General features: G+C 45.6%; 7 protein-coding genes. All 7 read right to left on the bottom strand.

Annotation, left to right across the window (positions count from 1 at the left end):
• Positions 1 to 129: 129 nt before the first annotated feature.
• The 7 genes from FU659_RS04950 to FU659_RS04920 all read right to left on the bottom strand — a co-directional run bounded on the left by FU659_RS04950 (position 130) and on the right by FU659_RS04920 (position 14,138).
• Positions 130 to 621 carry a dihydrofolate reductase gene (locus tag FU659_RS04950; RefSeq protein WP_147946526.1) on the bottom strand — a complete coding sequence of 164 codons (492 nt, stop codon included), beginning with the start codon at positions 619 to 621 and terminating at the stop codon, positions 130 to 132.
• 96 nt (positions 622 to 717) lie between these two features.
• Entirely contained in the window at positions 718 to 1,512 is a 795-nt protein-coding gene (gene thyA / locus FU659_RS04945) for a thymidylate synthase (protein WP_147946525.1), read from the bottom strand.
• A gap of 421 nt (positions 1,513 to 1,933) precedes the next feature.
• A complete protein-coding gene (locus tag FU659_RS04940; RefSeq protein WP_147946524.1) occupies positions 1,934 to 6,952 on the bottom strand; it encodes a golvesin C-terminal-like domain-containing protein in 5,019 nt (1,672 codons plus the stop codon).
• Positions 6,953 to 7,231: 279 nt separating this feature from the next.
• Positions 7,232 to 8,443, bottom strand: a complete 1,212-nt coding sequence (locus tag FU659_RS04935; RefSeq protein ID WP_147946523.1) for an SGNH/GDSL hydrolase family protein — start codon at positions 8,441 to 8,443, stop codon at positions 7,232 to 7,234.
• A 7-nt stretch (positions 8,444 to 8,450) separates the two neighbouring features.
• On the bottom strand, positions 8,451 to 10,676 hold the full coding sequence (locus FU659_RS04930) for an FAD-dependent oxidoreductase (protein WP_147946522.1): 2,226 nt from the start codon (positions 10,674 to 10,676) through the stop codon (positions 8,451 to 8,453).
• Between the two features lie 100 nt (positions 10,677 to 10,776).
• Complete coding sequence (locus tag FU659_RS04925; protein WP_261807618.1) at positions 10,777 to 12,402, bottom strand: response regulator transcription factor; 1,626 nt, start codon at positions 12,400 to 12,402, stop codon at positions 10,777 to 10,779.
• Positions 12,399 to 14,138: a sensor histidine kinase gene (locus FU659_RS04920; RefSeq protein ID WP_147946521.1), complete on the bottom strand. Its 1,740-nt coding sequence runs from the start codon at positions 14,136 to 14,138 to the stop codon at positions 12,399 to 12,401. Before FU659_RS04920 ends, FU659_RS04925 begins: the two co-directional genes overlap by 4 nt.
• Positions 14,139 to 14,214: the final 76 nt, after the last annotated feature.

Genomic DNA, 14,214 nt, shown 5'->3' with positions numbered 1-14,214 from the left:
TAAATAATGGCGAATTCTCATTCAGATTGAATGGAAATTCGCCATTATCAATTTAGATCTATTTCAGAAAATTAAAAGCGCACCTTTTTCAGTGGCCTCCAGATTAATGGAGAGTCCTTTTTCTATGCCTTATCCAACATCATTTTTCTCGTAGATCCGGAAATAGTAGACATAAGGATTTTTCTCGTTTTGTTCTCCCTGCTCACTGGAGACTAACGTCCATGAAGAGAGGTCCATTTCAGAGAAATACGTATCTGCTTCAAAGTCATGATCAATCCAGGTGATGTACATACGATTCACCTCTGAGGTAAATAAGCGGAAGATTTCCGCCCCGCCAATGACGAACAGCTCTTGATCGACAAAGGCTTCCACAGCTTCTTGCACCGAGTGAATGATCTCACACCCCTCAGCATGAAACTCTTTATTCTGTGTAAGAATGATATTCCGTCGGCCAGGAAGCGGTTTGCCAATTGAATCGTACGTTTTTCGCCCCATCAAAATCGGGTGCCCCATTGTTATCGATTTAAAAAATTTCAAATCCGCAGGAAGATGCCAAGGCAGTGTATTGTTCACACCGATCGCACGGTTACGGTCCATTGCAAAAATGAATGAGATACTCACAGCACACTTCCTTTCGTAACATTGTCAGTTGTGGTTACACAGCAACAGGAGCTTTAATCGTTGGATGTGGGTTACAAACCATAAGTCATAGTACCATTAAATCGCAATTGGCGCCTTTATGCTAGGATGCGACTGATAATCAACGATTTCAAAGTCTTCAAAACGGTATTCAAAGATCGAATCCGGTTTCCGCTTAATTACAATTTTAGGCATTGGGAATGACTCTCTAGAAAGCTGCGTCCTGACTTGTTCGATATGATTCAAATAAATGTGCACATCGCCACCGGTCCAAATCAGATCCCCAACCTCCAAATCACACTGTTGTGCTACCATGTAAGTTAATAGAGCATATGAAGCTAAATTAAATGGCAAACCGAGAAAAGTATCAACAGACCTCATTTGAAACATGCATGATAACCGTCCATTTGCCACATAAAACTGAAAAGCATAATGACAAGGCGGCAATGCCATACTTTGAATCTCTGCAACATTCCATGCACTAACTAAATGTCTGCGTGAATCGGGATTATTTTTAATTTGAGTAATCAAGGTTGATATTTGATCAATAGCTTGACCGCTGGGAGCCATCCAAGTTCTCCACTGTGCTCCATAAACTCGGCCTAAATTACCTTCATCGTCTGCCCATTCGTCCCATATTGAAACACCATTTTCTTGTAAATATTGAACATTTGTACTTCCACTTAAAAACCAAAGCAACTCATGAAAAATAGATTTTACATGTAATTTTTTGGTTGTTAACAGTGGAAAACCTTGTGATAAATCTATTCGCATTTGGCGTCCAAAGACTGAAAGTGTCCCAGTCCCTGTCCTATCTTCTTTTTGTACCCCGTGCTCCATAATGTCATTTAGTAATTCTAAATACGCCTTCATCTGCCACCTCAAGTATCATAGTTATTATAAAGTTCATTATAACAGAGGAGCTCCATATTCGGAATTATGATGCCCCCTAATTTGCACCTAAATCATTCTTTATTGTTATTTTCTCACCTTTCTCACCCTGAAATACCTAATAAACCCTTGTAGAAATCGCTGGATGTGTATATGAAAATCATATAAGTAACCGGATGAACGCCTTGTTTAAACTATCCTGTTACTTTAACAAAAGAAAGAGGAGTTGCCTCAAAGCAAACTCCTCCGCATTCATTTTCCGTTAGCAATAAATACCTATCCAAAACACCTTTTGTTGGACTCTTGTCGTGGAAGCCATAGCACTGCGCTGCCTCGTCATCAGCAAAGGTCACATCAATTGGTTGGCCTACTAATTATTATTCGTATCCGCCGACAGAAACAATTACGGACTGACGGAATGCCGTTCGAACTTGACTGCGTCAGCCCTCGTATAGATCATATCGGCAGGAAGGGTTGGCGGATCTACAGTTGTCGAGGTCACCCTTGTTAAACGAACATACTCGCTTCCGTCTCCTGCAAAGTCGAACGTTCCGAGATTAACCCAACCCGACGTGCCAGCTGTCGCATCCATATACGTGACCTCGGTAACCGACTGATGCTTCACTTCCACTTTGACATGATTATCGTTTGCCGTAGTGTGTACGATCTTGTAAATGGAGACGGTATACCTTCCCTCTGGGAAATGGGCCTTCCATGACGCCGATGATCCTTGGACCGTAGAGTAACGGGACTTAACACCAATTTTGTATCCGGCTAAATTGCTTTGGCTCCATGACCCTTCCGTAGCGTATAACCCGGTCGTATTCGTGCTGTCGACAATAACCGTCAGGTCCCTGATGATTATTGTCATAGGCGGTGTTGTTAAGGTCACTCCATCAATCGTTACAGTGGCCCATACCTCGATGTGATCCGTTTCCCCATCGAGGCTTTGAAGGGTCAAGACACCGTTGCTGTCCACCTGAGCCAGATCGGTTCTGTTGACAAAATACTGCACGTCTGCAAGTCCCAGATCACCGATCACGCCATTATCCAAATAGCCGGTTACGCTCAACTGAGCGGCTTGAGTCATCTGCAGATCTCCCCGATCCGACATGATAGCCACCGACTCCAATTGCGGCATTCTATTAGGGTTCACCCACATGACAGCATCGGCAACTACCCGTGATTTGTTGGCCTTATTGGTTAATTCGACATACCCGCTATGGCCTGATGTAAAAGGAAAGGCTCCCAGGAACACCCACGTCCCGTTGGACATTGTCTCATCAACCGTAACCGTCTGAGAGCCCCCGCTATAATAAACGGTAAAAGAGGCATTTGTGGACCAATTTTCGCTCGTCGCCGTTATTTGAGGAATCTTGTAATACACGCTATAAGTTACGCTTTCCGGCAGCTCCGGCCGCCAGAGAATCCTGCTTGTCGCTGTGCCGGCAGTTGATTTCGCATATACATAGTTATCGTAATAATAGTTATTAGCCGTAGTATCGCGTATCCAGACGCCTTCTGTCTCCGCCTCCGTATTATCCACAATGATGGATGATCCAGGCTGCCATTCCGGTTGAATCGGAGGAACAGCTACCCGATCAGACAGGTATAGCGTCCGTTTACGGGTCTGCTTTCCGTCCGATTCCACATAATAGGTGAACGTTTGGGACAAGTCGTTTACCCGTATCGACCATTCCATCGGATAGATCGTATCTGGAACGGTCGTGTACGTGGCTCCTCCATCCAAGGAGTAATGGATCGTCGCTGGTTTCGTCGTTTTTGCCTCCACGTAAGCATCGTAGGACGTTTCGTCGGGCTTGACGATTAGCATGCCTTTAACAGCATCTATTGGACTGTGAACATCGAAGAAATAGCTTGCATCCGATGTATCGGCCGTTCTAACCTGGTGCAGCGGCACATCAATGTCTAGTCCCTCCACAATGATAGCTGTTATTCCCTTGCTTGAAACCTTGGCCTGAATGATTCCACCACTCATAACCGCTTGCTCTGGTATGCCATTATCGCGGATGATAGTTACGGTATAATTTTGTTCCGGGTCGAACCCAATGATTTGCGCATTCAATTTGATCGGAGTCTGTACTTCAGCAGTTGATTCGTTACTTAATCCGATGTAGAACTTATTTCCGCTCTCCCCTGTTATCCAATTCAATTGCGGATGGTTGGTCTGGATAATCCCTTTGGGCATCCAGAGCCAAACGTTCGAATTGCCGTAGAACCGACCTGGTTTATTCCCATAGAGGTGATATTTGAACCACAAAAAATTAGTTTCGAATACGGAAGGGAATGTAATACTCCCATTCGATTTCAGCGATTGTTCGCTAATCAGATAATCCATCGTTTGCCCGAGCTGCGCTGGCATATGGTGATAATAGATGGATGTAGCCCCACTTGGACCTTCCAGAGGAAAATCCGGTTCAAGTTGACTAACGGCGAAGCCCTTATAGTAATAACCTGGATAGCTGGAATATCGTCCGATGACCGCATTATGAGCGATATCCTGCAGCAGTTTGTCGCCTGTGTAGAGCGACAATCTCAACATGAATGGAGCCTCCTGCGCATTCATCCGATAATAGCCAGTTGTACTTCCTGCTTCAAACGTCAACCCGTTGGGTGAAACAAGCCAACTGTCTGCTTGTACGCCCCCGGCTACGTCTTCAGGGAGCTTGCTCCTAGGATAATCGTATTTACCGCTTGCCGGCCAATGGAATGACTCCGCGTAATTATACGTCTCCGGCTGCGGAATCGTAACGGTGCCTCCGGGAACCGGACGAGCAACGAACATGGTAGCGTACTGTTTGGCTTCCTTGTACGCGGCATTCAAGTATTTGGGATCTTTCGTTTCCTCGTAAAGCTCCAAGATCTCCATCCATAGCTTGCTATAATAATAAATAAACTCATTTTTACTCACATTCACGGATTCCGGGGTATCAATATTTTGAATGATATAGCTGTCGGCTGCATCCTTGGCAGCCTGTAAATACTGCGCATCCCCCGTCATACGATACATCATCAGGGGCTGAATGACAGGACCCCGATCTTTCTGATCAGGATTGCGCACAAGGTACTCTTGCTGCCCTAGCGCTTGAATTCCAGCCGAAGTGCCCATCATTTGATTGACAGCAGCTACGCTTGAAACATCGAACGGCAAGGTTGCCATTTTCCATAACGACGGCACGCCGTACACGGGCTTCTGCGTCGGCGACCAACCGATACCATTTCGCGATACACCGTACTGGATGGACGGCAGCGCCCTCGTATCGTAAAGCTGGTCGTCTCCGGTCAAGTAGTAAGCCCCCAGAAGAACCGCATTCGATGTTGTTCGAACGCTATCCTCGTTCTCGATGTCAATGAAGCCCTTGGCTCGGTTCCACCACCCGCTGGGCGACGGAACATAATGAACAGAGTCGTCACCCTGAGGCTCAATCTTGAGCAGATCGATCATATTGAACATCGCATCCGTAAGCGACTGATCAGCAACATTTTCCCGGTATGCCGAATAACCGTATTCACTGCGGAGAATATCCCGGTAGGTCTCATACAGACTGCTGCTTTGAGCAATTAACCCCATATGAAACTGATACGTGCTTTCCGCGGTCATTTGCGAATAAGTCCCTAGCTGAGGAGCATAAAGAGTCGGCTGCACGCTGCCTTCATTGTTGACAAGACTCATGCCCAGCCGTTGTTTCGTAACGCCTCCCGTCGGTTCAAATTCGACCGGAAGCTCTTCCGACGGTATAAATAGGCCATACGTCAAAGCGTTCCCCGCGCCGTCATTCTTTTCAACCAGACTCATCGGAGCGGTCAGTTCCCTTAAGCTTGTTGATTCCACAGAACCTACCATTTTTGCATGCGACCTGAAACCATTCAACACTTCATTGATGCCAGTGATTAGTTCTGTTGTGAAAGACTGATAGCCGATCACATAATTGCCATCCCGGCGAGGTGTAAAGGCGAAGGAAACATCCGGTTTATCCCCTGACATGGACCAGTTCACTTGTAAATCGTAATCGCTTCCATGCAAAGAATCGGTTAATACTGCAGTATGGCTATCAGGGAAATTGATCCCGTCGAAAGTAATCCAGCGTTTGTTCATCGTATCGTAGTAATTGGTTCGACTCCCCGCATTCCCATCCAATAAGACCCATTGTTCTTCAAGTCTTTCCGCCACATTATTGATTGGCACCCAGTTCCCCGTAACCGTGTCCTTGTAGAACAGATCACGAACGATGGATTTGCCTCCATCCCAAGTAGCTTCATAGAAAGTCGCCTTATATTTTGCGTTTTCGATGCTGCCTTTTTCCGTATAACTAAGATTCGCCAATGTGCGGCTGCGCAGCGGAGGCAACGGCGGAGCTTGCTGCCGGATATTTCCTTCGAACTTGACCGCATCTGCACGAGTAATGATGGTGCCCGTCGTAGGTTGCGTTCGAGTCAGCCTGACAAATTCGGTATCATTACCACTGAAATAATACTCCCCCAAATCTACCCATCCGACAGATGGGCCCGAAGAGGGCCTGAGATCCATAAACATGACATCCGTAATCCCATTATGAACAATTTCGATTTTTACATTACTATCTGCTTTATCCGCCCAATTAAGCTTGTAGAACGATATTCTCGCCGTTCCTGCTTCCAACCGCGGATTCCATGTGATGCTTCTCCCCACAGCATCCGTATATTTGGAACTAGAATTATTGTATCCCTTCACTCCCGTACTTGTGCTCCAATTCGGAGCCGAGTACCCATTATTCTGGTTATCGGCATCCAAGGTGACGACTCCATCGATCGTGATGCTCCCGTCATCGATGATGATCGTCTTATGAGGCTCTTTTTGCTTGATATTTCCTTCGAATTTGACGGCATCAGCGCGCGTAAGTATGGTGCTGGTGGAGCTGGCAGTTCGGGTCAATTTAACGAATTCTTCACCGATCCCGGAGAAATAGTACTCTCCCAAATCTACCCATCCCGCAGGCGCCCCGAATGAAGGCCTCAGATCCATAAATCGTACATCCGTCGTTCCATTATGAGCGATTTCTATTTTTACATTGCTATCCGCTTTGTCCTCCCAGTTAAGCTTGTAGAACGATATTCTCGCCGTTCCTGCTGCCAAACGTGGATTCCACGATATGGTTCTGCCTGCTGTACTCGTATATTGGGAACTGGAATTATTATACCCCTTCACCCCGGTACTTGTGGTCCAATTGGGAGCCGAATATCCGTTATTCACGTTATCCGCATCTGGGGTCACAACCCCATCGATCGTAATGCTCCCGTCATCGATGATGATCGTCTTATACGGTAAGGACTCCGCATTAGCGGTCCTTATTCCGAATAGGCTTAAAGGAACTATCATCGTCATGATGAGAACGATTAAGAAAAACAGCTTCCTTTTTATCATACAACTCACATCCTCTCCATATTTTGACAGCGCTTTCAATAAATAATAATAATACCCTCCTTTGTTCGAATGATCGCAAAGAAGCAATTATCCGTTTCCTACTGGCTAATCCCCCCTCCGTCTTTGTTATCGTAGCATGTCATATAACCGTAAAATTTCTTTAATTTCAAGAATTTCTTATAAGATTTTATGTCAAAAAAGAAACCTACGTCGTATTGGACCGCTCCACTGCAGTCAGATACGTTGTAGGTCTTACAATGGGAACAAAGCCGATTTTAACTATGATAATGGCGGCTGCACCAACAACAACTTCCCAAGCTGGATCACCGTTTGATTGTACCAATCCGGATGCTGCCGTACATGCTCCAAACTTCGTTCATTGCCGCATGCCTCAAACACGGCCGCTTTGTCTGTCTTCTCGGTATCGACTTCGAAGCGAACCGTATGTTTCCCATTCGGGAGCTCCGGCAAGAAAACATACTGATTCCGATTATGATCGTTATATGACGTGAATCGATCCACAACGAAGGGATCCCCGTCATCCACCGTCACCTTCAATCTGCCGGAATCAGGCCCCCCGATATCGAACAGCCCGATCTGTGTGCCTTCGAACTCCACCGTGACAGCCTCCCCTGGATCGACCGCTCGCCATAGGCCGGGGAACAACCAATCGTACTTGCGGGCCAAATCTGAATCATCGGGAGTCACGTATGACCATCCTGCCGATAAATGGGTATGGCCATCCAGCGGCAGCATAGTCGCGTACTCCCATGGATTTGCCGGAACCAAATGGGCCTGAGGCAAGTTATGTTCGACCCTTCCCAAGTGACTGCGAAGTTCGCTAATTTTCTTAAACGACCGAGTGATCGTATCTGTGTAAATCTGGTGTCCTTCGGGAATTGTCGGATGGATCGAATCATGCGTAAAAACAATGGCTCCGGAAATGGACTTGTCTGCCCCTGAGGTAAAAATGAGCTTTCCCTCCGATACCAAATGACTGACCGCTACGCCTAGATGAATCGAAGGAATACCGTAATAATCGGCCACTTCCTCTTGCATAAGAGCCCCTTTCTGGTATACCCCAAACTGAAATAAGGCCACATCCCGCTCCTTCAGCGTGTAAACGAACAGGATATCGGTAAACCGGCTCCGCTTGCGGATTTGACGGACGATCCCTTCGATCCGCGCCTTGGACTCAGGTACTCCGCCATCGTTACCGACAAATTCAACAAACACTAGATCAGGCTGATGACGCAGCACGTCCGTCTCCAAACGGGCGCAGCCCAAATCCGATCCCGTTCCGTCAATGCCTGCATTCACACAGCGGATATCCGCTTTGGGATATTGCTCACGAAGCCATTCCGCCGTCATGACCCTGTATCCTTCAGAACGCGTATTACTGCCGCCAAAATAGACGATTGTCACGGTTTCCCCATTTTCCAACTTCTGAATTACATTAGGCAACCCTCTTCGAGGGAATAATTCCTTCATCGCTACTTCACCTGACCTCACTTATCGTTGTAGGAGCAAACAATTTTACAGCAAACACTTCATGATAAGGCGAACCGTAAGTTGCGCAGAAGTTAATCCGAATTCGGGTTACACCTTTCGCATCCACCTTATGTTTATTCAACGTGAGATAATTGTCACGGATTATGATTTCCCTTTCGGTTCCGTCTTCTAAGGTCAAGGTCACATCATAATCTTGGATAAGGGGCTCGATCGGATCGTCGAAATGCTCCAAATCCAGCTGTGAATTGAAAACAAGATGGATTTCGTCCAGATTTTTGGGGCTTGCAAAACAGAATTCCAACCATTCCTGTCCTTCCGTACGTTCGGAAATCCAGCCGTTCGGCAGACCATAGGGCCTGGAGTAGCCGTTGACGACATTCTCGGGATTATACATATTCTGGGATGGCAGCAGGTCCTTAAAGCAAATGCTCTTATTGAATTTCTTTAGCCTGGACGGCACTTCCGGCCTATAATGGAAGCTGACCGCTCCTGTCATTTTCTCTTCATTGCCGTATACGGCTATGCTAGCTGTACCTTCCAGTACGATATAAATTTTGTCGTCCGCCGGCTTCTCGCAGCTCAAGTCCAGCGTAATCCAGTCGTCATGACCGGCTGCAATAGCCAAGCGGTACTCTTTCAACTCGCTGGTGGGAATGTAGTTTTCCTTCCGTTCCCCGCCAAACAGCTTCACATGCAGAGTTTCCGAATGCTCGGAAACATTTTTTATTTTGATCCGTACGCTTTCTGCCACGGACGTCTCAATCGGCAAGGCCAAACATAACCCTTTCTCCAAGGGAATCGCTTCGGTTGGATGAAGATTGTCATAACTGCGCTGAGACGAGGCACAAATTTTTAATCCTTCAGCGAAGTAAGGATCCAATTCCTCTTGAAGCCCTACAATCGTTTGTCCGTCTCGAAGCAGCAGCGCCTGCAGCTCCCCCATATGAGCTTCGACTATGGCTGCGGGGTCTACCTCATATTTCAAGCATAACGAAGCAGCCGTTCCAACCGCCTGCCCCATACAACCGCAGGTTGCCATTACTCTGGTAGAACCGAAAGCAACATGGGTAGCACTTATATTGCGACCAGCGAACATGAGATTAGGAATATTCTTGGAAAATAAACTGCGGAACGGAATATTGTACAATCCAGGCACGAAATTCCATGCTGTAGCCGGCCCCTCATCATAGATGCCCTTTGCAGCATGTAAATCCATATACCATCCCCCAACAGATACAGCATCTTCGAAATGCGGCTTTGCGGTGAGATCGTTCTGAGACAACATGTGATTCCCAATAAACCGCCTCGACTCCCGTTTTCCTGGAATCGGGCATACATAATCCAAAATGAGATTGTCCACATTATCAAATTCGCCGCTATTTTTGATATAATCCCAAATCCCGTAAACCAATTTCCGCAGCTCCAATGCGATGTCTTCATTGTTTTTGATAACATCCATATGCCCGCCGTATTCCAGCCACCACAATCCGCCAAGCCCGTTGATTTTTCTTGGAAAAGCCCGATGGTTCAAGCCTTTTCTGATACTATCAAAGAAGGCCAACTTCGTAATATCATACGCAAAGCCAGGCCGCTTGTACGGAACAGAATATTCTACGTCACGGGCTTGAAACAGGATCGTGTCTCCCATGGTGTAATGATCCGCTACTTCGGGAGCCAAGTCTTCCTTGTATTCATGCTTCGCTTCTCTCCCCCATCGGAAGAGAGCACCTGCCTGATATCCGACAACCCCGTCTCCGGAGCAATCAATGTAGGTTCGGCTTTCAAAACGGAATTTCCTTTCGGAAGCCAATTGAAGGCCCTCCACCCATTTGATTCTGCCGTTCTCCATTCCCGTTTCATGCACGCATGTATTCAGAAATAGAGAAATGTTAGGTTCATCGTAGACCATATCCAACAAGACCATATCCGAAAGCGAAAGCATAAGCTTCTTGTTATATAACGGATTATAGTGGAAAATCTTCAGCTTGAGTTCTTCCACCAACCCGCCCTCGCGCGCATAATAGGATGGACTGTTTCCAAGATAGGCCGACCCGTTGATATGAACCCTGACCTCGCTGCTGGCATTCCCCCCAAGAACCGATCGATCATTAATGAGTGAAACTTGCAGCCCTTGACGTGCGGCAGCAATGGCTGCGCATAGCCCCGCAATACCTCCGCCTACGACCGTTACATCCGCTTTAATAAGCTCCATTGTGATAACCTCCATGATTAGATACATGTATCATGGTAGTCCTTTTGATCCCCGATTTTTTACATGATTTCGAGAAAAATTCATACATTTTTTTGCAACCTTATTTGGATTCATAGCGCGTCATTTTTATCCGATATTGCTTGGGTGTATCACCTGTATATTCTTTAAATAATTTACAAAAATACCCTTCATTCACAATCCCTACTTCCTCGCACAATTCCAATAAAGAATAATCCTGAACGTTTAACAGCTCAAGAGCCAATTGAATTTTTTTGCGATTGATGTAGCTGATAACGCCTTCGTTCATTGTTTTTTTGAATAGACTGCTAAAATACGATGGAGCTAAATTCACATCCTCGGCAATAGCCTCCAACGTTAAACGCTGTTTCAGGTTTTTCTCTATAAACCGCATGGCACTCATGATTTCTGTACGATGTAAAAGTTGGCCAGCGTGTACGTATTCGAATGTGAAGTCGCCAATATAGGCAAGCTGCTCCCGAAATGCCATGAATTCAATGGGAAACTCTGCTACATCTGTGGTCAACGTATTCCCTGATTTAAATTTCGCAGTAATGTCTCTGTACAAGTCTCGAAGCATAGGTGCCATGATGGACTTATGGATTTTATGATCTGTAGCAAATTGGTTTAAAGCAGCAAATTCTTTCTCCAGCTCTTCCTTGGAGACCTTTCTTTGCAGCCAGGCAAGAAAATCAGTCAGCTTCTGCCGAAAGTCCTCCTTTCTGTCATTACGGTATTGGAACCGATGCGAGGGTGTTTTCACTACTTTCTCTGTATGATAATAGAAATCCTCACTCACATTATTAGCTTCCGTGTAAGCTTGTTTGATGGATTCCCAGCCTCGGTGCGGACCGCCAAAAGCGACGGATACCCTTTGATTCAAATATTGATGCAAATGGGAGACGATCTGACTCCCCAATGTCTGGCAAGCATATTCCGTATCCATCTCACTGCGATTATTTTCCCAGGAAAGAAAGCCAATAAAACGATTATCGGAGAGATCCGTAGCTACACCCCTGCCACAATTCATCACCGTTTCTTCGATTACATTCGTAATCGCATATTTCAAGATGTTTTGGTCAACCGCTGAATATTCATTTAGGAAACTTTCATACAGATTCATTTCAACAATAAAGCAGCAATAGTTGGCTTGAAAGAAATGGAACTGCATGCGATTAGCGAAATCCGATGCCCGATGAGTTGGTATTTCGCCTCTGATCAGCTCGTTAAAAAATTGCTTGCGGACTCTATATTTATTTTCAAGAACGGATACGTTTAAAGATTGCAATTCCTCTTCTTTTTTCTTAACCTCATCCAGAATTCCGGCTGCCTTATCCAAAGCTCGATCCAAATCCGCTTCCCTGAGCGGAACCTTAACAATGTACTCCAATACGTTGGCATGAATAGCTCGCTGTGCGTATTCAAAAGACGAATAGGCGGTCAAAAGAATGTATTGGGTATGGGGCAGCTCCGGCTTTAACTGCTCAATCATGGAAATCCCATCCATTCGCGGCATGACGATATCAGATATAACGATATCTGGCTTTAGCTTTAAGATCTCCTCGATCCCCTTCTGCCCATTATTCGCTTTTCCCACTAACTGGAATCGCCTTTCCTTATGGGAGAGCTCGCTAAAATATAGTTCCAATCGTTGAATAATTAGATCTTCATCGTCAACGATGAAGCACGTGTAGTCTCTCACCATCATGCATCTCCTTTAAACGAACCTACCGGGAATACGGCGCGGACACGGGTTATTTCCTTCGGTATGCTTATGATTTGGAGCCCGAACTGCTCCCCATAGTGAAGTCTTATTCGACCATGAATATTATTTAAGCCGATTCTTTTCCTTTTCACTTCCAGATCACTGGGTTCTGCCGTTAAAATATGCGTTATTTGATCCGATGGAATTCCCTCGCCTTGATCAATGACTTCGATCATGACGATGCCGCCCTCCCTGTACGCATGAATAGTAATCGAACCTTCGATTCCCCCTCCGTTATAGCCATGGAAGATACTATTCTCCACAATGGGCTGCAGCAGCATTCGAAATACGGGGAAATCCACTAACCCATCTTCGATATTCTCAATCAAATGGAAGTGCCTGTTATAACGGATGTTCTGGATCGCGATATAGTCCGCTACATTTTGCAATTCCTGACGCAGTGAAACCTTCTCTGAAGCGTCGGCGATCCCGTATTCCAATAATGAAATGAGAGACCCGATCACCACATCTACTTTCTCTATTTGTCCGAGGCGTATGACATTGCTGATAGAACCAAGCGTATTATATAGAAAATGGGGGTTTATTTGAGACTGCAGCACTTGGATTTCCAACTTCCGCTCAAGTTCATTATGAAGCTCTGCTCGCCGAATCAGTTCCACAATTTGCTGCAGCATACGGTCGAAGGCTCGGGAAAGGTCGCCGAATTCATCATTTCGGTTAATCGTCATTGTCGTTGTCAGGTCGCCTTGCTCTACCCGCTTCATTTTTGTTTTGAGCGCATAGAGCGGATTCCTTATATATTTGGCAATAAAAAAGGAAATGAACAAACTTAATAGAAGACCTGCGGCTAGAAGCCCGATATAATAGGTTTCCAGTCTGGACAACGCAGCTTCCAAGCGAGATTCATCGTTGATCGAGATGATGGACCAATTGAATTTCTCCGTCGATTTCTTCAGAATGGAGACCGGCATGCCATCCTTGGTATGCAGTTGAAGGCTTGTTCCCGTAGTATCAAGAATTTGTTCCGCCGACGTTTCCCCGATTGAAAAAGTACGGTCCTGCACATCCAGGGGTCCTACATTTCCCGAAAACCCGGCAATGATTTTACCGGAAGCTGTAATAAGCGCCAGATTCATGTGCTCTTGTTTATTAATCTTGAATAAGGTGTCCTCAATCGCTTTAAGGTCCAAATCTACAGCAATGGCCATAGGATTCGACGAACCATTCAGATATCGGACCATCGTAACCGTCCAACCGGAATACTTGGATTGATAAGGCTCACTCACAATCGTAGTTAATCTATTCTTGCTTGCCTCAGCAAACATAGGTAATCGATCAGGCAGAGGTTCATCAAAAATTCGTGTAGGCGTACTGCCGCCAATGATGGATAAATCATCCTTAATCAGGTAAATGTTACTGACGTAATTACTATTGAGCTCATATAGTTCCCTTAATTGCTTCTTTATCACTTCCGGATTGTTCATGTTTGCTTTCACTGAAGTTTCGAATGAGAACAAGATCGTTTGAAAAGACGAAAAATTAACCGTCAAATACTGGTCGACCTTGGCCAGTATTTGGTTCGTGAAATAAATGTCGTTCGTTCTTATTTCCTTTTGGACATAGCGATAGGACAATTGGCTTATCAAGATGATGCAGCTTAATACAAACGCGAACACGATCAAAAATAGTTTTATTGGCAAGCTGATTCTTCTTCGCATCGGTCATCTTCCTTTTACATCTGTATTAAACTAAGCATAGCATAGGACAACAAAGAGAGGGGCTATTTATCGCCAC

Origin of the sequence: Paenibacillus sp. N3.4, from assembly GCF_008017805.1 — a bacterium.
Classification (GTDB): domain Bacteria; phylum Bacillota; class Bacilli; order Paenibacillales; family NBRC-103111; genus Paenibacillus_E.
This window is presented reverse-complemented; position numbering and strand designations above follow the sequence as displayed.